At 68.2% G+C, this 20,929-nt stretch carries 15 protein-coding genes; 7 read left to right on the top strand and 8 right to left on the bottom strand.

Translation table 11 applies throughout. The features are described from left to right. Positions 1 to 431 precede the first annotated feature (431 nt). Complete coding sequence (locus tag FPJ27_RS18625; RefSeq protein ID WP_204422088.1) at positions 432 to 2,789, top strand: GNAT family N-acetyltransferase; 2,358 nt, start codon at positions 432 to 434, stop codon at positions 2,787 to 2,789. Between the two features lie 653 nt (positions 2,790 to 3,442). Here FPJ27_RS18625 and FPJ27_RS18620 read toward each other — a convergent pair. Beyond that, positions 3,443 to 3,994, bottom strand: coding sequence for a hypothetical protein (locus FPJ27_RS18620; protein WP_034181621.1), 552 nt, complete (start codon positions 3,992 to 3,994; stop codon positions 3,443 to 3,445). Positions 3,995 to 4,165: 171 nt separating this feature from the next. Next, entirely contained in the window at positions 4,166 to 4,987 is an 822-nt protein-coding gene (locus FPJ27_RS18615) for an IclR family transcriptional regulator (RefSeq protein WP_072440065.1), read from the bottom strand. Positions 4,988 to 5,650: 663 nt separating this feature from the next. Here FPJ27_RS18615 and FPJ27_RS18610 point away from each other — a divergent pair. Then, positions 5,651 to 6,499, top strand: coding sequence for an ureidoglycolate lyase (locus tag FPJ27_RS18610; RefSeq protein WP_072440067.1), 849 nt, complete (start codon positions 5,651 to 5,653; stop codon positions 6,497 to 6,499). 141 nt (positions 6,500 to 6,640) lie between these two features. Here FPJ27_RS18610 and FPJ27_RS18605 read toward each other — a convergent pair whose 3' ends face one another. Beyond that, positions 6,641 to 7,024, bottom strand: coding sequence for a VOC family protein (locus FPJ27_RS18605; protein ID WP_034181624.1), 384 nt, complete (start codon positions 7,022 to 7,024; stop codon positions 6,641 to 6,643). Positions 7,025 to 7,125: 101 nt separating this feature from the next. On the opposite strand from FPJ27_RS18605, the gene FPJ27_RS18600 reads away from it, so the two are divergent. Then, complete coding sequence (locus FPJ27_RS18600; protein ID WP_204422087.1) at positions 7,126 to 7,770, top strand: ABATE domain-containing protein; 645 nt, start codon at positions 7,126 to 7,128, stop codon at positions 7,768 to 7,770. A gap of 48 nt (positions 7,771 to 7,818) precedes the next feature. Here FPJ27_RS18600 and prpR read toward each other — a convergent pair whose 3' ends face one another. Further along, complete coding sequence (gene prpR, locus FPJ27_RS18595) at positions 7,819 to 9,807, bottom strand: propionate catabolism operon regulatory protein PrpR (protein ID WP_204422086.1); 1,989 nt, start codon at positions 9,805 to 9,807, stop codon at positions 7,819 to 7,821. Between the two features lie 170 nt (positions 9,808 to 9,977). Here prpR and prpB point away from each other — a divergent pair, with 170 nt between their 5' ends. The 4 genes from prpB (at position 9,978) to prpF (ending at position 16,052) form a co-directional block, all read left to right on the top strand. Next, on the top strand, positions 9,978 to 10,871 hold the full coding sequence (gene prpB / locus FPJ27_RS18590; protein WP_204422085.1) for a methylisocitrate lyase: 894 nt from the start codon (positions 9,978 to 9,980) through the stop codon (positions 10,869 to 10,871). Positions 10,872 to 10,985: 114 nt separating this feature from the next. Next, positions 10,986 to 12,158, top strand: coding sequence for a 2-methylcitrate synthase (gene prpC / locus FPJ27_RS18585; protein WP_072440077.1), 1,173 nt, complete (start codon positions 10,986 to 10,988; stop codon positions 12,156 to 12,158). Positions 12,159 to 12,239: 81 nt separating this feature from the next. Then, the gene (gene acnD, locus FPJ27_RS18580) at positions 12,240 to 14,834 is read left to right on the top strand and encodes a Fe/S-dependent 2-methylisocitrate dehydratase AcnD (protein WP_204422084.1); all 2,595 of its coding nucleotides are present in this window, start codon (positions 12,240 to 12,242) and stop codon (positions 14,832 to 14,834) included. Between the two features lie 24 nt (positions 14,835 to 14,858). Further along, positions 14,859 to 16,052: a 2-methylaconitate cis-trans isomerase PrpF gene (gene prpF / locus FPJ27_RS18575; RefSeq protein ID WP_072440081.1), complete on the top strand. Its 1,194-nt coding sequence runs from the start codon at positions 14,859 to 14,861 to the stop codon at positions 16,050 to 16,052. Positions 16,053 to 16,109: 57 nt separating this feature from the next. On the opposite strand, the gene FPJ27_RS18570 is transcribed toward prpF, so the two are convergent. The 4 genes from FPJ27_RS18570 to FPJ27_RS18555 all read right to left on the bottom strand — a co-directional run bounded on the left by FPJ27_RS18570 (position 16,110) and on the right by FPJ27_RS18555 (position 20,881). Further along, a complete protein-coding gene (locus tag FPJ27_RS18570) occupies positions 16,110 to 17,048 on the bottom strand; it encodes an alpha/beta hydrolase (protein ID WP_072440083.1) in 939 nt (312 codons plus the stop codon). 255 nt (positions 17,049 to 17,303) lie between these two features. Next, on the bottom strand, positions 17,304 to 18,458 hold the full coding sequence (locus tag FPJ27_RS18565; protein WP_204422083.1) for an acyl-CoA dehydrogenase: 1,155 nt from the start codon (positions 18,456 to 18,458) through the stop codon (positions 17,304 to 17,306). Positions 18,459 to 18,495: 37 nt separating this feature from the next. Next, positions 18,496 to 19,818, bottom strand: a complete 1,323-nt coding sequence (locus tag FPJ27_RS18560) for an MFS transporter (protein ID WP_204422082.1) — start codon at positions 19,816 to 19,818, stop codon at positions 18,496 to 18,498. A gap of 10 nt (positions 19,819 to 19,828) precedes the next feature. Next, entirely contained in the window at positions 19,829 to 20,881 is a 1,053-nt protein-coding gene (locus FPJ27_RS18555) for a porin (RefSeq protein ID WP_204422081.1), read from the bottom strand. Positions 20,882 to 20,929 lie beyond the last annotated feature (48 nt).

The following is a 20,929-nucleotide window of genomic DNA, read 5'->3' as shown; positions in this document are numbered from 1 at the left end:
AATTCGCCGCGATTCGGCTGCTTATCGCGGTGAATTCCGGTAAACAACCGTGCAATTGCGCAGTGCATGCGCATTGGCATTCGCCATTTCCGCGGTGCCCGCCTGCTGCGGATTTCCATCACCTTTCGCGTGTTTGCGCGTTGTGCCGTGCAATTCCCGAAGATACTCACCATGGCTCCTGTAAATCCTCACCTTTGAGGAAGCGGCAGCGTCGCGCCATGTTGCTTGCGGCTTGCGGCTTGCGGCGATGTCGCGTCGCGCTTGTGTTGCAGATCCATGGTGCGAGCGTTGACGTTCGTCGGGTAGTCGGCCGTTCGGCATATAGGCAGCCGCATGCGCTTCGCCTATGCTTGGGGTTCGCGTCGAGCGGCGCGCGGCCTGTCCGTGCCGTATGCCGCTCGGGCCGTCTTTCGTTACCGCAGGGAGCCGATGTGACCGTTCGCCATCTCGATGCGTTGTTCCAGCCCAAGTCCGTTGCGGTCGTCGGCGCGTCGTCGCGCGCGGGCAGTATCGGCGCGATGGTGTGGTCGCGCGTGCTCGACGGTGCGTTCGACGGGCCCGTGTGGCCCGTCAATCCGAAATATCGCGAGCTGAACGGGCATACGGTCGTCTCCGACGTCGACCGGCTGCCCGCGCCGCCGTCGGTAGCCGTGATCTGCACGCCGCCCGCGACCTGGGCCGGCATCGTGCGCAAGCTCGGCGAACTCGGCACGCGCGTCGCGGTGATCGTCGGTGAGGCGCGCACGGATGCCGATCGCACCGCACTCGATCGCACGCTGAAGGCGGCGAAGCCGTTCGTGCTCCGTATCGTCGGGCCCGGCAGCCTCGGCGTGCTGTCGCCCGCACGGCATGCGCATTTCGGCGCGCCGGCCTATACGGCGCGTTCGGGCGGCGTCGCGTGGGTGTCGCAATCGAATGCGCTGACGAACGCGGCGCTCGGCTGGGCCGATGCGCGGGGCCTCGGCTTTTCGCATGTCGTCGCACTCGGCAGCGAGTCCGACGTCGATGCGGGCGACGTGCTCGACTATCTGGCGAGCGATCCCGGCACGCGCGCGATCCTGCTCGAACTCGATACCGTGCGCGCCGCGCGCAAGTTCATGTCGGCCGCACGTGCGGCCGCACGCAACAAGCCGGTGCTCGCGTTGCGCACCGGGCGCGCCGATCCCGGCGACGCGCTCTATACGGCGGCGTTCCAGCGCGCGGGGATGGTGCGCGTCGATGCGCTCGACGATCTGCTCGACGAGATCGAGACGCTCGGCGTCGGCCGTGTCACGGCGCGCGGCGCGGCGACGCTCGTGACGAGCGATGCGGGTGTCGCGAAACTGGCGGTCGATGCGGTCGCCGAGGTGCGCGACGTGCTGTCCGGCTGGTCGCCGGCTGCAACCTCGGCCGTGTCGGCCGCGCTGCCGCATCTGGCTGCGCCGGGCAATCCGCTGACGCTGGGCGACGACGCGCGCCCCGAGCACTTCGCCGCGGCGATCAAGGCGCTCGCGCCGTTCCCGCAAACGGGCACGCTGTTCGTCGTCCATTCGACGTCCCACAGCGCGCCGGCCGATTCGGTTGCGCGCACGCTGATCGAATCGCGGCAGTATGCGCATCGCGGCATCCTCGCATGTTTCTTCGGCGCGGTCGACGCGGCGACGCGCGATGCGCTGCACGCGAACGGCATTCCCGTACACACGACACCGCAGCGGCTCGCGCGCGCGTATGCGCGTCTCGTCGACTACAACCTCGGGCGGCAACTGCTGATGCAGACGCCCGAGGGCACGCCGCTGCAGCCGGCCGAGTGCGTTGCGTCCGCACAGGCCGACGCGCGCCGGATGGTCGAAGCCGGCCAGCATGAACTGGCTGGCGAAGCCGCGCTGCGCTGGCTGTCCCATTTCGGCCTGCAAGGCGAGCAGGCGGGCGAGCCGGCCGGTGCCAAAGTCGTCGATGTCACGGTCGACATGTACGACGATTCGAACTTCGGTCCGGTGTTTCGCTATGCCGTGCCGCCTGCGGACGGCGTGTCGGCGCCATTCGTCGTCTACGGCCTGCCGCCGCTGAACACCGTGCTCGCCCGCGCGGTGATGGAGCGCTCGCCGTATGCGCGCCGTACGCCCGTCGAGCCGACGCTCGACGCGTTGACGGCGCTGTCGCAGGTCGTCTGCGACGTGCGCGAAGTCGTCGCGATGTCCGTCACGCTGCGTGTGTTGTCCGATCGCGCGCAGGTGATCGCGCCGCGCATCACGCTAGCCACGGGGCGCAGCCGGCTTGCGATCATGCCGTATCCGCGCCACCTCGAGCAGACGCTCGAGTGGCGCGGCGAGACGGTGACGATCCGTCCGATCCGTCCGGAAGACGAGGCCGCGCATAACGAACTGCTCGGCGCGATGACGCCGGACGATCTGCGGATGCGTTTCTTCGGCGCGGTGCGCGGCTTCGATCATTCGCAGGTGGCGCGCATGACGCAGATCGACTACGACCGTGAGATGGCCCTCATCGTGTCGTACACCGATGTGTCGGGGCGCGACCATACGCTGGCGGTCGTGCGCGCGGTCGCCGATCCCGACAACGAGACGGCGGAGTTCGCGATCGCGGTGCGGCCCGATCAGAAGGGCAAGGGGCTCGGCCGGCTGCTGATGAACCGCATCATCGACTACGCACGCTCGCGCGGAACCGCATGGATGATCGGCGAGGCGCTGCGCGAGAACTCGGCGATGATCTCGCTCGCGAAGTCGTGCGGTTTTGAGGTGTCGACGACGGAGGAGCCGGGCGTCGTGGGTTTCAGGATGAAGTTGCAGCCGTAGCATCCTTCGGCTGCGTGAAGCGCGGCGCGATCGCTTGCAGTCGATGGCGCCAATCCCTCACCGTGTTGCGCCTGTTTTCATTCAGAGGTGCAAAACATTCGAGCCGGCATCTGGTACGAAACGCCCAAACATATCGGGCTCGTTCGGCTACGTCGATATCGACGCACGCATAGCGTCCGGAGGCGTTTTCTGTGTGCCGCATTATCGGCTCCGCACAGCCGTTTCACCCCATGCGTTCACGCGCATTCGCAACCGCGTTCCGGCCTCGCCAATCCGGAATCACCACAAAGGTGAGACTTTTCGGGAGCCGCGAGTGAGCTTTTCCGGGGAAGCGTGGTGAGCCGATACGGGAGCGTTCGGTGAGCCTTCCCGGGAACGGCCGGTGAGCACCTGCGGGAGCCGCTGGTGAGCCTTTCCGGGGCACGTTGGTGAGGGTCTGCGGGAGATGCCGGTGAGCACATTCGGGAGACTTTGGTGAGGGTCTCCAGGAGCCTGGGGTGAGTTTTTTCGGGAGCTGTTGGTGAGCGTTTGCAGGACACCAGGGTGAGACTTTTCGGGAGCATGCGGATGCACGGCTCCCGCGAGCGCGACGCCGGCCAATGCCGGCGTCACACACGGGTGCGGGCACGCATGAATCGTGCCCGCGATCAGATTCAGGCAGCGAGTTTCGACGCCGCGTCGTTCACCTGGTCGCGCGAAATCGCGAGTTCCTCGAGGTGCGGATCCGCATAGACGGCACCGGTTTCGCGCTCGAGGCGGGCGATCGTCAGCGCGCAACGCGCGGTGTCCTTCGGCATCGCGATGAAGCGCTTGACCGACTCGCCGGACGTGAATGCTTCGAACAGCGCGCCGCGCACGTCGTCCGGAAGCGTCTTGGTCCACTGGTACGGCTTGCCGTTGAACGTGATCGACGGCGGCAGCGTGCGTTCCTTCTTGGTCGCCGTGATGAGTCCGTAGGTGCGGGCCGCGTCGCCGATCTGCTCGGGCGAGAAGAGCTCGTCGGGCGTGATGTCGAACTGCTCGATGTAGTTCTCGATCGCCTGCATCGCGGCGGCACGATCGTCGCGCTTCTTCTGCGCGCGCGCGACGATATCGCGCAACTCGTCCGCCTCCTCGGGCGTGATCGTGAAGCTTGCCTGCTTCTGCTGAAGTTCGGAGAAACGCTGGAATTCTTGATCGTTCAGAAGTTTGGCCATGACATCCATCGGACACGACGGCCGCGACAGCCGGCCGCCGTAGTTTTTGAGAGGGCCGCTATTCTAGCGTAGCGCCGTGAGCGCACGATATGGCACCGTCGATCGTGCACTGCACAGGTGTCATGCGCGGCCGGGCCGGCGCAACTGCGCCGGCCCGGTGCGCTTCGTTGAACCCGCGCGTCAGCAGGCCTCGATGCGGCCCATCGACAGGTGGGCCGCCGTGTCCCGCAGCCCTTCGACGGCGACGTCGACGGACGGCGCCGTGTGCGTATCGATCCGGCGCATGTACGGGCAGGTCAGTACCGCGATCGCATGGCCGGACGGCCCGAGGATCGGTGCGGTCAGGTCGGTCACGCCGTACGCCTGGCGGCTGTCCTGACGCAGATAGCCGGACTGCCGGATGGACTGGCACGCATGCGCGAGTTCCTGCTCGTTCAGCGGCGCGTCGCCCCTGACCTTGCGATGCTCGGCCAGCATGTGCGCGCGCTGCTCGGCGCCCTGGAACGACAGCATCACGCGCCCCGACGCCGTATCGGCGAGCCCGACGCGCGAGCCGAGCCGGACCGACACGCCCCACGGGCCGGGCCCGTCGACCTGCGCGATCACGAGCAGGTTGCCGCGATCGTAGACGGACAGGTGGCACGACTGTTCGGCGGCATCGGCGAAGCGCTGCATCGGCGGCAATGCCTCGGCGATCAGCCGGTTCATCGGCGGATGCCGGTGCGCGAGCGCGAACAGCTTGAGGCTGAGCGTGTAGCGGTCGCCGCCGGTCGAGCGCATCACGTAGCGGCGTGCGACGAGGCGTTCGAGCATCCGGTAGATTTCGCTTGCGTTGCGGCCGAGCTCCTTCGTGATTTCGGTGCGGGTGAGTCCTTCCTTCTGCTCGGACAGGAGTTCGAGAATGTCGAGGCCCTTGTCGAGCGCGGGCGCGCGATAGCGATCGATTGCGGCCATCGATTCCCGTGCGTCGCAGCCGGGAAGCGGGTCGTTGGTTGTTTGCATTTTTAGTGTGAGGTTGGGGGATTACCGTCGATCGGTTGGCGACGCACGCTGGCCGGTTCTGCACGCGCACAAGTCGGCCCCGCGTATGGCGATGAAAGCCATTCGTCCGAGCTTAACAATAAACATATAGTGTGCAATTCAGCGTCTTTTTACCGATCGTTACTGAACAAGAACGGATTGGCAAACGTTTTCGATGACAGGGGCACCCCGAATAGCCAGTATTCATGCGCCGATGGCAGGCAATGGCGACATGCGCGGCGGATCACTTTGCGTTGGCGCGTCCAATGTTGCGCCGCAGTGTCTGCAGGCGCACCAATAGTCGGTATCCGTCGCGCGTCATTTCACGGTGCGCGGCCGATGGTACAAAGGCGTGCGGGCCCGCGACGGTGCGGCCGCGCGTGAAGTCGGCCGGCATCGGCCGGCACGCGTCGCGGGTGCCGGGCCGTCGTCGCCGATGCGCAGACCGGCGGCCGCCCGTTCGATGCGCGCCGTGCTTCCGTGCGGCGCCGCGATCGCTGCGCCCGCGCGACCCTCGCGCGTCGACGGCAGGCCGGATGCGGCGCCGACGCGTGCAATCGACGATCGACAATCAGTCCGGCGCGCGGCCGCGAATGGCCGCGTCGGCGGGTATCCTGTCCCATTCGACAACAGAGGTTGACCACGATGAAACTGCTTCGCTATGGCCCATCCGGCCAGGAAAAGCCCGGTATTCTCGACGCGGACGGCCGGATTCGCGACCTGTCCGCGCACGTGCCGGATCTTGCCGGCGATGTGCTGTCCGACGCGAGTCTCGCGCGGCTGCGCGCGATCGATCCGGCCACGCTGCCGCTCGTGTCCGGCGAGCCGCGCATCGGCGCGTGCGTCGGGCACGTCGGCAAGTTCATCGGCATCGGCCTGAACTATGCCGATCACGCGGCCGAAGCCGGCATGCCGGTGCCGAAGGAACCGGTCGTGTTCGGCAAGTGGACGAGTTCGATCTGCGGCCCGAACGACGGCATCGACATCCCGAAGGGTTCGGTCAAGACCGACTGGGAAGTCGAACTGGGCGTCGTGATCGGCGCGCGGTGCAAGGACGTCGACGAAGCGAGCGCGCTCGATTACGTCGCGGGCTATTGCGTCGTCAACGACGTGTCCGAGCGCGAGTGGCAGATCGAGCGCGGCGGCCAGTGGGACAAGGGCAAGGGCTTCGACACGTTCGGCCCGATCGGTCCGTGGCTCGTGACGCGCGATGAGGTGCCCGATCCGCAGCGTCTCGACCTGTGGCTCGAAATCGACGGCCACCGTTATCAGAACGGCAACACGCGCACGATGGTGTTCACCGTCGCGCAGTTGATTGCCTATCTGTCGAGTTGCATGACGCTGCACCCGGGCGACGTGATCACGACCGGCACGCCGCCGGGCGTCGGCATGGGCATCAAGCCGTTACCGATTTTCCTGAAGGCCGGCCAGAGGGTGCGCCTGGGGATCGAAGGGCTCGGCGAGCAGTTGCAGCACACGCGCGGCGCACAGTAACCGCACGAGCCGAGATCCCGTCGAGCGACCGCTGCAGGCGGTCGCCGCAAACCGGACGCTGACGCGTCAAAACCAGGGGCCCGATTCCGCGCAACGCGGAATCGGGCCCTTGCCGCTTGTACGCGGTGTACGCGGGCTCGATCACACGACGTTGTCGAGTTCGCAATGCGCTTCCAGCCGATACCCGTCGGGATCGACGACGAACGCCGCGTAGTAGCCGGGGCCGTAGTGTTCGCGCTTGCCGGGCCCGCCGTTGTCCTGGCCGCCGTGCTCGAGCGCGGCGCGGTAGAACGCGTCGACCTCGACGGGCGAAGCGGCCTTGAACGACAGGTGCAGCCCCGATTCGGGATCGGCGGCGACGGGGCGGGCAGCGTGCTGCAGCCACAGCTCCGGTTCGGTCGTGCCGTACCCGATGGATCCGTCGTCGCTATACAGCCGCTTGTAGCCGAGCGCGCCGAGCGTGCTGTCGTAGAACGCGCGGCTGCGGCCGATGTGGGCGACGCCGAAGGAAAGGTGATCGATCATCTGTTGGCTCCTTGAACTGAAGGGGGACGTCAGTGCAGCAAACCTCGTTTTAACCACCATGCTGGTTATGTTAGAAAGCGTCCGTACGCTTGTCAACCGGTATGGTGGTTAGATACGATGGCGTCATGAGCGATACGCAACCTTCCGTCACGATGGACTGCCTGATTCCGGCGCCGCCTGAAACCCTGAGTATCGATTTCGCCAACACGCTGTACTGGCGTGGCAGCGAGGCGCCGACGGAAACCTTCGGAACGATGGACGACCTGCAGTCGTGGTGCCGCGAGCAGGCCGGCGTGCCGGCCTGCCTGGCCGACCGGTGCCGAGTGCGTGATGGGGAGGAAGGCGAGCCGGCGATGCTCGCGCGTGCGCTCGCGTTGCGCGAGGCGTTGTATCGGCTCTTTCATGCGCAGGCCGAGCGGTGCGAGCCGCAGGCCGACGATCTCGCGCTGCTCGGCGGCTTCCTGGCGGAAGCGTCGCCGCGCGTCGCGCTGGCGCGTGTCGACGGCGGTTATGCGTGGCGGATCGGGGACGCTGGAGCGACGCTCGCGGGGCTGCTGAGCCCGGTGCTGTGGTCGGCGATCGACCTGCTCGGCGGCGCGCGGCTCGCGAAGGTCAAGCGATGCGCGAACGACGCATGCCAGTGGCTGTTCATCGACGACAGCAAGAACGGCAGCCGCCGCTGGTGCTCGATGTCGTCGTGCGGCAATCGCGCGAAGGCGTATCGCCACTATCACAAGGCCGACTGACGAGCCCGTTCAGGCATGCGCCTACGAGCGCGTCGAACCCGAACCTTCCTACTTCGCTGACAACTTCCGCCACAGCGTCGTCTTGCTGATGCCGAGCATCGCGCATGCGCGGTTGCGGTCGCCGCCGCACGCGTCGAGCACCGCGCGGATCTCGTCGGCTTCCGCGCGGCGGCGGCGCGCGTGCAGCGTCTGCGCGTCATCGGCGTCGGCGCCGGCCGCGTCGGGCGGCGCCGCGAACAGCTCGGGCGCGATCGCCTGCAGCGCGTCGGGATCGAGCGCGGCGCACGCGGCGGCCGGATCGATTTCGTCGGCTTCCTCGGCGAGTTCCACCGCGACCCGCTCGATCACGTTCTGCAGTTCCCGCACGTTGCCGGGCCACCGGTAGCGCGCAAACGTTGCCTGCGTCGCGCCGAGCACGCGCGCGGCGTCGCCGGCATCGCGCAGGCGTTCGGCGAGGCGCGGCTCGCGCCGCGCGGCCTGCACGAGCAGCGTCGCCGCGAGCGCGGGAATGTCGGCCGCGCGCTCGCGCAGCGGCGGCAGGCCGACGTTCAGGATGTTGAGCCGGTAATAGAGGTCCGCGCGGAACGTGCCGGCCTCGACGGCCGCGAGCAGCGGACGATGCGTCGCGGCGATCACACGCACGTCGATGCGGATCGGCTCGGTCGAGCCGAGGCGGATCACCTCGCGCTCCTGCAGCACGCGCAGCAGCCGGCTCTGCAGCGACGACGGCATTTCGCCGATCTCGTCGAGGAACAGCGTGCCGCGGTGCGCGGCTTCGAACAGGCCGGTCTTGCCGCCGCGCCGCGCGCCGGTGAACGCGCCTTCCTCATAGCCGAACAGCTCGCTCTCGAGCAGCGCTTCCGGAAACGCGCCGCAATTGACCGCGACGAACGGGTAGCTGCGCCGCGCGGACAGCGCGTGCAGGCTTTGCGCGATCATTTCCTTGCCGGTGCCGCTTTCGCCGAGCACGAGCACGGTCGCGTCGGATTTCGCGTAGCGGCGCACGAGGTCGCGCACGCGCGCCATCGGCGCCGATGCGCCGATCACGTCGTCGAGCGCATAGCGCGCCGCGAACTGCTGGGTGGTCGGCTGCGAACGCAGCGCGCGATCGAGCCGTTCGACCGCGCGCGATTCCTGGAACGTCAGCACGCTGCCCGACGTGACGCCGCGATCGACGAGCGGCCCGCGATGCACGACGTAGCGCACGCCGCGCACGGTCGCGAGCGCGTCGCCGTCCTCGCCGCGCAGCGTGCGCAGCTCGGGCCGCAGGTCGACGAGCGCGCGGCCGACGGCCGCCGCGGGTTCGACCCCGAGCGCCGACGCGAGCCGCTCGTTGATCGCCTCGACGCGGCCGCGCGCGTCGAGCGCGACCACGCCGTCGCGCAGGTGCTGAAGCAGGTTGTCGAGCCGCTGGCGGCGGAATGCCTCGGCGTGCGTCGCATACGCGACTTCGAGCGCCGTATCGACGGCCTTGCGCACCGACGCATGCGAATACAGGAACACCGCGCCCATGCCGGCACTGGCCGCGAGGTCGGTGACGAGGCCGGGGCCGACGATCGTCTCGATGCCGCGGTCGCGCAGGTCGTGCACGCAGGCTTCCGCTTCCTGCGCGGACTGATATGACGCAAACTGCACGTCAAGGCCGTACGCGGCGACGAAGCGGCGCACTTCGGGCGGCGTTTCCCCGGCGCTGACGAGCGCGATCCGCGACGCGTCGCGCCGGGCGCGCGCGAGCGCCTGCATCACGTCGAAGCCGGTCGGCGACACGACCACGACCGGCACCTGCGCACGCGTCTTCAGGAAGGCGCCGTTCGAGCCGGCCGCGACGATCACGTCGGGCCGCGCGGCGCCGGCCTCGGCGATCGCGCTGAGCGCATCCTCATACGCGCGTGTCACGATGCGCACGTCGGCGCGTTCGTCGAATTCGCCGGCGATCTCGCGAAAGAAGTCGCGCAGGCGGCTGATGCCCATCGCCCAGATGCGCGGGCGCGCCGCGCGATCGGCCGGGCCGACGGGCTTGGTCGAGGAGAGGTCCATGGCGATCGATTATGCGCGCGGGATTTCATTTTTGAAACATGAAATTGCCGAATTGAAATCTCCGGGCGTTGCATCGCCCGCGCCGGTTGCTTAAGAATCAGTGGGTTAGCGACGTTTCGTGAGCTGGCCCGGTCCTTGCTGTTATCGGGCATTCCTTCAGGAGGCCGTTCATGAGCAACACGCATCTTCAGAGCGCCGGCGCGAAATTCCGCGCGGCAGTCGCGGCCGAGCAGCCGCTGCAGGTGGTCGGCGCGATCACCGCGTACGCGGCCAAGATGGCGCAGGCCGTCGGCTTCAAGGCCGTGTACCTGTCGGGCGGCGGCGTCGCCGCGAACTCGCTCGGGATCCCCGACCTCGGCATCAGCACGATGGAAGACGTGCTGATCGACGCGAACCGGATCACCAACGCAACCGATCTGCCGCTGCTCGTCGACGTCGATACGGGCTGGGGCGGCGCATTCAACATCGCGCGCACGGTCCGCTCGTTCATCAAGGCCGGCGTTGCGGCCGTGCACCTCGAGGATCAGGTCGGCCAGAAGCGCTGCGGCCATCGTCCGGGCAAGGAAGTCGTGCCGGCCGACGAAATGGTCGATCGCATCAAGGCCGCGGTCGACGCGCGCACCGACGACCAGTTCGTGATCATGGCGCGCACCGATGCGGCCGCCGCCGAAGGGATCGACGCGGCGATCGAGCGCGCGGTCGCGTATGTCGAAGCGGGCGCCGACATGATCTTCCCGGAAGCGATGAAGACGCTCGATGACTACCGCCGTTTCAAGGCGGCCGTGAAGGTGCCGATCCTCGCGAACCTGACCGAGTTCGGCTCGACGCCGCTATTCACGCTCGACGAACTGCGCGAGGCGAACGTCGACATCGCGCTGTACTGCTGCGGCGCGTATCGCGCGATGAACAAGGCCGCGCTGAACTTCTACGAGACGCTGCGCCGCGATGGCACGCAGAAGGCGGCCGTGCCGACAATGCAGACGCGCGCCGAGCTGTACGACTTCCTCGGCTATCACGAATACGAGCGCAAGCTCGACGAACTGTTCGCGCAGGGCAAGAAGTAACGCGGCCCGCGCGCCGGGACACGATTCCCGGGAAGCTTTGCATGGGACCGCACCAGGCGCTGAAGCGCCAAGTGCGGTCGACAGCTACCCAGATACCTATTGGAGAACGGAAACATGAGCGAGACGAAAGACGCAGCAGCACCGGCCGCCGCAGGCGCATTCAAGCCGAAGAAGTCGGTGGCGCTGTCGGGCGTGACGGCCGGCAACACGGCGCTGTGCACGGTCGGCAAGACCGGCAACGACCTGCACTACCGCGGCTACGACATTCTCGACGTCGCCGAGTCGTGCGAGTTCGAGGAAATCGCGCACCTGCTCGTGCACGGCACGCTGCCGAACCTGACCGAACTGGCCGCGTACAAGACCAAGCTGCGCGCGCTGCGCGGCCTGCCGAGCGCGCTGAAGGCGGCGCTCGAGCAGATCCCGGCGTCCGCGCACCCGATGGACGTGATGCGCACGGGCGTGTCGGTGCTCGGCACCGTGCTGCCGGAGAAGGACGATCACAACCTGCCGGGCGCGCGCGACATCGCCGACCGCCTGATGGCGTCGCTCGGCTCGATGCTGCTGTACTGGTATCACTTCTCGCACAACGGCAAGCGCATCGAGACGGAAACCGACGACGATTCGATCGGCGGCCACTTCCTGCACCTGCTGCACGGCAAGACGCCGTCGAAGTCGTGGGTCGAGGCGATGCACACGTCGCTGATCCTGTACGCGGAGCACGAATTCAACGCGTCGACGTTCACGGGCCGCGTGATCGCGGGCACGGGCTCGGACATCTACTCGGCGATCACCGGCGCGATCGGCGCGCTGCGCGGGCCGAAGCACGGCGGCGCGAACGAAGTCGCGTATGAAATCCAGAGCCGCTACAGCTCGCCGGACGACGCCGAAGCGGACATCCGCCGCCGCGTCGAGAACAAGGAAGTCGTGATCGGCTTCGGCCACCCGGTCTACACGATCTCCGATCCGCGCAACAAGGTGATCAAGGGCGTCGCGTACAAGCTGTCGAAGGAAGCGAGCGACACGAAGCTGTACAACATCGCCGAGCGCCTCGAATCGGTGATGTGGGACGCGAAGAAGATGTTCCCGAACCTCGACTGGTTCAGCGCGGTGTCGTATCACATGATGGGCGTGCCGACCGAGATGTTCACGCCGCTGTTCGTGATCTCGCGCACGTCGGGCTGGAGCGCACACATCATCGAGCAGCGCATCGACAACAAGATCATCCGCCCGAGCGCGAACTACACGGGCCCGGAAGACCTGCAGTTCGTGCCGATCGAGAAGCGCTGACCCTCCCGCAGCGCGCGCCGGCCACCGCAGCGCGGGCGGCCGGCGCGCGCTGAACGCCCTACCCAGGTATCCCCCCACATCATGAATACCGCCAACCGCAAACCCCTGCCCGGCACGTCGCTGGATTATTTCGACGCGCGCGCCGCGGTCGACGCGATCGCGCCCGGCGCCTACGACACGCTGCCGTACACGTCGCGCGTGCTCGCCGAAAACCTCGTGCGCCGCTGCGATCCGGCGATCCTCGCCGAGTCGCTGAAGCAGATCGTCGAGCGCAAGCGCGAACGCGACTTCCCGTGGTTCCCGGCGCGCGTGGTGTGCCACGACATCCTCGGGCAGACGGCGCTCGTCGATCTCGCCGGCCTGCGCGACGCGATCGCCGACGGCGGCGGCGACCCGGCGAAGGTGAACCCGGTCGTACCCGTGCAACTGATCGTCGATCACTCGCTCGCCGTCGAATGCGGCGGCTTCGATCCGGATGCGTTCGCGAAGAACCGCGCGATCGAGGATCGCCGCAACGAGGATCGCTTCCACTTCATCGAGTGGACGAAGAAGGCGTTCGAGAACGTCGACGTGATCCCGCCGGGCAACGGCATCATGCACCAGATCAATCTGGAGAAGATGTCGCCGGTGATCCAGGCGCAGGATGGCGTAGCGTTCCCGGACACCTGCGTCGGCACCGACAGCCACACGCCGCACGTCGACGCGCTCGGCGTGATCGCGATCGGCGTAGGCGGCCTGGAAGCCGAGAACGTGATGCTCGGCCGCGCGTCGTGGATGCGCCTGCCCGACATCGTCGGCGTCGAGCTGACCGGCAAGCGCCAGCCCGGCATCACCGCGACCGACATCGTGCTCGCGCTGACCGAGTTCCTGCGCAAGGAAAAGGTGGTCGGCGCGTACCTGGAATTCCGCGGTGCGGGAGCTGCGAGCCTCACGCTCGGCGATCGCGCGACGATCTCGAACATGGCGCCCGAATACGGCGCGACGGCCGCGATGTTCTTCATCGACGGCCAGACGACCGATTACCTGCGCCTCACCGGCCGCAGCGACGAGCAGGTGAAGCTCGTCGAGACCTACGCGAAGGCGGCGGGCCTGTGGGCCGATACGCTCGCCAACGCGCAATACGAGCGCACGCTGACGTTCGACCTGTCGAGCGTGGTGCGCAACATGGCCGGCCCGTCGAACCCGCACAAGCGGCTGCCGACGTCCGACCTCGCCGCGCGCGGGATCGCCGGCCAGTGGGAAGAGAAGGCGGGCGAGATGCCCGACGGCGCGGTGATCATCGCCGCGATCACGAGCTGCACGAACACCAGCAACCCGCGCAACGTGATCGCGGCGGCCTTGCTCGCACGCAACGCGAACGCGAAGGGCTTGACCCGCAAGCCGTGGGTGAAGAGCTCGCTCGCGCCGGGCTCGAAGGCGGTCGAGCTGTATCTGGAAGAAGCGAAGCTGCTGCCGGAACTCGAGAAGCTCGGCTTCGGCATCGTCGCGTTCGCGTGCACGACCTGCAACGGGATGTCGGGCGCGCTCGACCCGAAGATCCAGCAGGAGATCGTCGATCGCGACCTGTACGCGACGGCCGTGCTGTCCGGCAACCGCAACTTCGACGGCCGCATCCATCCGTATGCGAAGCAGGCGTTCCTCGCGTCGCCGCCGCTCGTCGTCGCGTATGCGATCGCCGGCACGATCCGCTTCGACATCGAGAAGGACGTGCTCGGCCACGACCGGGACGGCAAGCCGGTCACGCTGAAGGACATCTGGCCGACCGACGAAGAGATCGATGCGATCGTCGCGTCGAGCGTGAAGCCCGAGCAGTTCCGCAAGGTCTACGAGCCGATGTTCGCGCGCAGCGCCGATGCGGGCGAGCGCGCGGCGCCGCTGTACGACTGGCGGCCGCAGAGCACGTACATTCGCCGTCCGCCGTACTGGGAGGGCGCGCTGGCCGGCGAACGCACGCTGCAGGGCATGCGCCCGCTCGCGGTGCTCGGCGACAACATCACGACCGACCACCTGTCGCCGTCGAACGCGATCCTCGCGAACAGCGCGGCCGGCGAATACCTCGCGAAGATGGGCCTGCCGGAAGAAGACTTCAACTCGTACGCGACGCACCGGGGAGACCACCTGACCGCGCAGCGCGCGACCTTCGCGAACCCGACGCTGATCAACGAGATGGCGGTGGTCGACGGCGCGGTGAAGAAGGGCTCGCTCGCGCGCGTCGAGCCGGAAGGCAAGGTCATGCGGATGTGGGAAGCGATCGAGACGTACATGAATCGCAAGCAGCCGCTGATCGTCGTCGCCGGTGCCGACTACGGCCAGGGCTCGTCGCGCGACTGGGCAGCGAAGGGCGTGCGGCTCGCGGGCGTCGAGGCGATCGCCGCCGAAGGCTTCGAGCGGATCCACCGCACGAACCTGATCGGGATGGGCGTGCTGCCGCTCGAGTTCAAGCCCGGCACGAACCGGACGACGCTCGGCATCGACGGCACCGAGACCTTCGACGTGATCGGCGAGCGCACGCCGCGCACCGACCTGACGCTCGTGATTCACCGCAGGAACGGCGAGCGCGTCGAGGTGCCGATGACGTGCCGGCTCGATACGGCCGAGGAAGTGTCGATCTACGAAGCCGGCGGCGTGCTGCAGCGCTTCGCGCAGGACTTCCTCGAATCGTCGCAGGCGGCGTAACGGGGTTACATCGAGAACACAGACATGGCTCACATTCCTCAAATCAGGATTCCCGCGACCTATATCCGCGGCGGCACCAGCAAGGGCGTGTTCTTCCGGCTGCAGGACCTGCCCGACGCGGCGCAGGCGCCGGGCGCCGCGCGCGACGCGCTGCTGCTGCGCGTGATCGGCAGCCCCGATCCGTACGGCAAGCAGATCGACGGGATGGGCGGCGCGACGTCGTCCACCAGCAAGACGGTGATCGTGTCGAAGAGCACGCGGCCCGGCCACGACGTCGACTACCTGTTCGGGCAGGTCGCGATCGACAAGGCGTTCGTCGACTGGACCGGCAACTGCGGCAACCTGTCGGCGGCGGTCGGCCCGTTCGCGATCAGCGGCGGGCTCGTCGATCCCGCGCGCGTGCCGCGCGACGGCATCGCGACCGTGCGGATCTGGCAGGCGAACATCGGCAAGACGATCGTCGCGCACGTGCCGGTCACGAACGGCGCGGTGCAGGAGACGGGCGACTTCGAGCTGGACGGCGTCACGTTCCCGGCCGCGGAAGTGCAGCTCGAATTCATGGATCCGGCCGCCGAGGAAGAGGGCGCGGGCGGGTCGATGTTCCCGACCGGCAACCTCGTCGACGATCTCGCGGTGCCGGGCGTCGGCACGCTGAAGGCGACGATGATCAACGCGGGAATCCCGACGATCTTCGTCGAGGCCGACGCGATCGGCTATACGGGCACCGAGCTGCAGGACGCGATCAACGGCGACGCGAAAGCGCTCGAGAAGTTCGAGACGATCCGCGCGCACGGCGCGCTGCGCATGGGCCTGATCGATACGCTCGATGAAATCGCGACGCGGCAGCACACGCCGAAGATCGCGTTCGTCGCGAAGCCCGCCGATTACGTCGCATCGAGCGGCAAGCGCGTGAACGCGGGCGACGTCGACCTGCTGGTGCGCGCGATGTCGATGGGCAAGCTGCACCACGCGATGATGGGCACGGCGGCGGTCGCGATCGGCACGGCCGCGGCGATCCCCGGCACGCTCGTGAATCTGGCGGCGGGCGGCGGCGAGCGCAACGCGGTGCGCTTCGGGCATCCGTCGGGCACGCTGCGTGTCGGCGCGGAAGCGCAGCAGCAGGAGAACGGCGAGTGGACCGTCACGAAGGCGATCATGAGCCGCAGTGCGCGCGTGCTGATGGAAGGCTGGGTGAGGGTGCCGGGCGACGCGTTCTGACGTTTCAGTCGTTCGACCGGAATGCGCGGGCGGCTTCGGCCGCCCGCGTCGTTTCGGCTAGCCGTGCAGGAACCGGCGCAGCGCGTCGTGGCTGAGGCGGCGTGCCGCTTCGGAGAGTCGCGCGTCGGGCACGATGTCGAAGCCGTGCACGCCGCCGGGGAGCACGTGCAGTTCGGTCGGCACGCCGGCGCGGAGCAGCCGCCGCGCATAGTCGAGGTTTTCTTCGAGGAACAGGTCGAGCGAGCCGATCGACAGGAACGTCGGCGGCAGGCCGTCGAGCTTGTCCGCGCGCGCGGCGGCGGCATACGGCGACACGCCGTCGAGGCCCGGCGCGTGGCCGAGCAGCGACGTCCAGCCGAACCGGTTGTTGGCCGCGTGCCAGACGAACTCGCCGGCATGCGGATGCGGCGCGCGCGTGCAGGTGCGGTCGTCGAGCATCGGGTAGATCAGGTGCTGGAACGCGAGCCGGTATTCGCCGCGATCGCGCGCCAGCAGCGCCAGCGCGGCGGCCAGCCCGCCGCCCGCGCTTTCGCCCGTCACGCCGATGCGCGCCGGGTCGATGCCGAGCGTGTCGGCATGGCGGAAGGTCCACGCGAGGCCCGCGTAGCAATCCTCGATCGCGCCGGGGAACACCGTTTCCGGCGCGAGGCGGTAGTCGATCGAGATCAGCACGCAGCCGAGCTGTTTGACTGCCTGGCGATGAATGGCCTCCAGGTCCTTCGCCGCGCCGCGCACGTAGCCGCCGCCGTGCATGTGGACGATCGCCGGGAGCGGTCGCGCGGCGTCGTCGGGCGTGTAGATGTGAAGCGGGACGTCCGGCGCGCCGGCGGGGCCGGGGACGGCGCGGCGCGCGAGCGTGCTGCCGGCCGGGTCCGGCGGCGGCAGCGGCAGCACGCGCTCGCGCGCCTGCGCGAGGTTGTCGGCGCTGAGCGTGACGGTCGGCCACACGTCGAGCAGCGGGCGGATTTCGGGATCGACGAGATGCAGGGTATCCAAGCGGTTGCTCCGTGATTGAGTGGCGGCGATAACGGACGAACCGGTGTCGCCGCAGCGGGGCTCGGAGGCCGGCAGGCCGCCGCGATCATGTCCTTTCGGCATGCCGCAGCAGGCGGGCGGTACCGCCGGGCGCGTTTCATGTGCGGCATGACAGTGGGCTGACATTGCCGTCGACGCGCAAGTTCCCGCGGCGGCGCCGACCGGCGCGGCACAGTCGTCGTGATGCGTCGTGCGCGGCCCGCGCAGCGCGGATACCTACAGCACGCTGCGTGCGACGACCCAGCGGTGCACCTCGCTCGGGCCCTCGAAGATTCGCATCAGCCGCGCTTCGCTCGCCATCTGCTGCAACGGCAGTTCCTTCGTCATGCCCATCGCGCCGAGCGTCTGCATCGCGTGATCGATGACGGTCCACGCCATTTCGGTCGCGAACACCTTGACCATCGAGATCTGCGTGCGCGCATCCTGCCCGGCATCCACCCGCGCGGCTGCTTCGTAGGTCATCAGGCGGCACGCGTGGATGCGGGTCAGCGCATCGGCCACCCACCACTGAACGGCCTGGCGCTCCGCGAGCGGCACCCCGAAGGTCGTGCGCTGCTTCGCGTATTCGCACAGCAGCGCGACTGCGCGCTCGGCGCGGCCGATGCACCAGGCCGCCATCTCCAGCCGCCGGTTCGACAGCCGCCCCTGCATCGGCACGAAGCCTTCGCCTTCCCGGCCGAGCAGTTGCGTGGCGGGCAGGCGGCAGTTTTCCAGCACGATCTCGTAGGTGGACAGCCCGCCGATCATCGGAATCCGGCGTTCGATGATGAAGCCCGGCGTATCGCGCTCGACGATGAAGGCCGAGATGCCGCCGCGCTTGCCCTTGCTGCGGTCCGTCAGCGCCATCACGATCGTCCAGTCGGCTTCGCTCGCGTGGCTGATCCAGATCTTGCGCCCGTTCAGCACCCAGCCGTCGCCGTCGCGCTCGGCCGTCGTCGACAGCGCGCCCGGGTCCGAGCCGGCGCCCGGTTCGGAGATGGCCATCGCGGAGCGCGTGACGCCGCGCGCATAAGGGTCGAGATAGCGGGCGCGCTGCGCGTCGTCGGCCGAGTCGCACAGCATCCTCAGGTTCGGCGAATCGGGCGGCAGCACGTACGGCGTCACGGTCGTACCGATCGCTTCGTTCACGCCGACCATCGCGACGGCCGACAGGTCCGAGCCGCCGGCGTCGAGGGGCGCGTCGAGCCCCCACAGGCCGAGCTGTCGCGAGCGTTCGTCGAGCCGTGCGCGCTCGTCGGCGAGCAGCGCGAAGCGCTGACCATCGGCTTCCCGCGCCATCGCGGCGGCTTCGAGCGGAATGAGCTCGTCGTTCACGAAGCGCGCGACGAGGTCCTTGATCATCCGGTGTTCGAGTTCGAGTTCGAAGTTCATATGCGGATCGATGAGTGAGTGAAGGAAACCGGTGCGGTCAGCGCGCGGCTGGAAGCGGCGCCGCCCGCGCGCGCAGCGTGCCGAGCAGCGCCACGCAGCCGGCCGCGAGCAGTGCCGCGTTGAAATAGAGTCCGCCGCGCATCGATCCGGTGACCGTGTTGAGCACGCCCATCAGGAACGGGCTCGCGAACCCGCCGATCGCGCCGGACATCGTGATCGCCGCGATCGCGACCGCCATCGAGCGCTTGGGCAGTGCGAGCCCCGGCACCACCCAGAACGCGGGCAGCGCCGCAGCGTGCGTGGCGACCGCGATGCAGAGCGCGATCATCAGGTGCGGCGTGCCGTCGACGCTCGCCAGCCCGGCGAGCGCCGCCGCACACGCGAGCATTGCGAATGCACCGTGCCCGCGCCATTCGCGCCGGCGCTCGGTGTGCCAGCCCATCCCGAGCATGCCGACGATGCCGCACAGGTAGGGCAGCGCGGACAGCAGGCCGATCTGCATCGCGCCGTGCAGGCCGCCGCGATGCAGGATCACGGGCATCCAGAACACGAGCGCGTAGCCGGCGGCCGCGATCGCAAAATTGGCCGCGCACAGCAGCCAGAAATCGCGGTGCGCGAGCAGCGGCCGCGCCGCGTCCGCATCCGGCGTGCCGGCTTCGACATGCGCGTGTGCGGCGCGCAGTGCGGCCTTGTCGGCGTCCGACAGCCAGCGTGCGTCGTCCGGCCGGTCGTCGAGAAACCGGAGCGCGACGATGCCGATCGCACAGCTCGGCAGCCCCTCCACGAGAAACAGCCATTGCCAGCCGCTCAGGCCGGCTGCACCGTCGAAGAGCGTGAGGATTGCGCCCGACACGGGCCCGGCGATCAACCCCGCGAGATACAGCGCCGTCATGAAGAGCGCGAACGCCTTCGCGCGCTGCCGCGGCGGATACCACGCGCCGAGATAGAACAGGATGCCGGGGAAGAAGCCGGCCTCGAACACGCCCAGCAGGAACCGGCACGCGTAGAACTGCGCGGGCGTCGTGACGAACATCGTCGCGGCCGAGCCGAGCCCCCACAGCACCATGATTCGTGCGATCGTCTTGCGCGCGCCGATCCGCGCGAGCCAGGCGTTGCTCGGAATCTCGAACGCCATGTAGCCGATGAAGAAGATGCCCGCACCGAGCCCGTAGACGGCGTCGGAAAAGTGCAATTCGGCGGCCATCTGCGCGTGCGCGAAGCCGATGTTGATCCGGTCGATGAACGACAGCGTGTAGCAGAGGATCAGGAACGGCAGCAGCCGGCGCGAGATCCGGCGGTAGAGCGCCCGCATCGCGCCATCGTCGACGGCGGCCGGGTGGGTGGAAAGGGTCGGGGTCATGGGCACTCCGTCAGAAGCGGTGAACGATGCCGAGCGCGAGCACCTGCTCGGTGCCGCCCGGTTGCGGCTGCAGGCCGGCGACGACCGTGTTGCGCGCGTCGCCGCCGTTCTTCATGTAGAGATAGCGTGCGTAGAGCGAAGTCCGCTTCGACAGCGGATGGTCGTACCCGATGCCGAGCGCGGTCGCATCGTTCGCCGAGCCTTTCACGTCGCGGCGCACGACCGATACGAGCACGCGATCGAGCGCGCCGACGTTGATCGATACGCCGACGCTCGCGGTCGAGAACGCGGGCAGGTTCGGCGCCGTGCTGACGCCGTAGAGAAACGCGGCGTACAGCTTGACGCGCGCGAACGCGTAGTTGGCCGCGAACACGTAATGGCGGGTCGTCGACGGGTAGACGACGGGCGACAGGTTGCCGGCCGACACGTCGCCCTGGAAGCCCGCGCCGAGATAGAGCCCGCCGATCCGGTACTGAAGCCCGGCGCCATAGTTGCGTCCGGCCTGCATGGACAGCGCGTTCGGTGTCGGAAAGCCGTACGTGGCCATCACGCGCAGGCCGTTCCAGTCGGGGCTGAGATACGACGCCGCCTGGTTGAAGCGCGGAATCGGCGGCGTCGTGTTGCTCGTGATCGTATCCGTCGACGTCGCGAGCAGCGCGAGCGGCGACAGCCGTTCGTTGAGTCCGAACGGATCGCCGTCGTACACGACGTAGAACGCAGGCGTGTATTGCCGGCCGAGCCGGAGGTCGCCGTAGCGGGTGTTCTGCAGCGACACGTATGCCTGCCTGTAGAACAGCGTGCCGCCCTGGAACGATCCGTCGGCCGGCGTGAAGCCGCTTTCCAGCACGAACTTCGTCGACGTGCCGCCGCCGAGATCCTCGACGCCCGTCAACCCGATGCGGCTGGTCGACGATCCGCCGCCGCTCTGCCGCACGCTCGACAGGCTGCCGATGCGATCGAATTCGACGTAGCTGTCGACGATCCCGTACAGCGTGACCGACGACGCTTGCGCCGGCGACGCGCACAGCACGCACACGCCGACCAGGAATGCTTTCCGTTGCATGAAGATGTCTCCGTTCCATGTCTTTTTTTGCGCGCCCGCGTTCTGGGA

Origin of the sequence: Burkholderia sp. MS455, assembly GCF_016899445.1 — a bacterium.
GTDB classification, from domain to species: Bacteria; Pseudomonadota; Gammaproteobacteria; order Burkholderiales; family Burkholderiaceae; genus Burkholderia; species Burkholderia pyrrocinia_C.
This window is presented reverse-complemented; position numbering and strand designations above follow the sequence as displayed.

What these genes read in the sequence shown, in the direction of transcription:
- FPJ27_RS18620 (WP_034181621.1), bottom strand. Translation starts at nt 3,994, where the DNA reads ATGGATGTCATGGCCAAACTTCTGAACGATCAAGAATTCCAGCGTTTC.
- FPJ27_RS18615 (WP_072440065.1), bottom strand. Translation starts at nt 4,987, where the DNA reads ATGCAAACAACCAACGACCCGCTTCCCGGCTGCGACGCACGGGAATCG.
- FPJ27_RS18610 (WP_072440067.1), top strand. Translation starts at nt 5,651, where the DNA reads ATGAAACTGCTTCGCTATGGCCCATCCGGCCAGGAAAAGCCCGGTATT.
- FPJ27_RS18605 (WP_034181624.1), bottom strand. Translation starts at nt 7,024, where the DNA reads ATGATCGATCACCTTTCCTTCGGCGTCGCCCACATCGGCCGCAGCCGC.
- FPJ27_RS18600 (WP_204422087.1), top strand. Translation starts at nt 7,126, where the DNA reads ATGGTGGTTAGATACGATGGCGTCATGAGCGATACGCAACCTTCCGTC.
- prpR (WP_204422086.1), bottom strand. Translation starts at nt 9,807, where the DNA reads ATGGACCTCTCCTCGACCAAGCCCGTCGGCCCGGCCGATCGCGCGGCG.
- prpB (WP_204422085.1), top strand. Translation starts at nt 9,978, where the DNA reads ATGAGCAACACGCATCTTCAGAGCGCCGGCGCGAAATTCCGCGCGGCA.
- prpC (WP_072440077.1), top strand. Translation starts at nt 10,986, where the DNA reads ATGAGCGAGACGAAAGACGCAGCAGCACCGGCCGCCGCAGGCGCATTC.
- acnD (WP_204422084.1), top strand. Translation starts at nt 12,240, where the DNA reads ATGAATACCGCCAACCGCAAACCCCTGCCCGGCACGTCGCTGGATTAT.
- prpF (WP_072440081.1), top strand. Translation starts at nt 14,859, where the DNA reads ATGGCTCACATTCCTCAAATCAGGATTCCCGCGACCTATATCCGCGGC.
- FPJ27_RS18565 (WP_204422083.1), bottom strand. Translation starts at nt 18,458, where the DNA reads ATGAACTTCGAACTCGAACTCGAACACCGGATGATCAAGGACCTCGTC.
- FPJ27_RS18560 (WP_204422082.1), bottom strand. Translation starts at nt 19,818, where the DNA reads ATGACCCCGACCCTTTCCACCCACCCGGCCGCCGTCGACGATGGCGCG.
- FPJ27_RS18555 (WP_204422081.1), bottom strand. Translation starts at nt 20,881, where the DNA reads ATGCAACGGAAAGCATTCCTGGTCGGCGTGTGCGTGCTGTGCGCGTCG.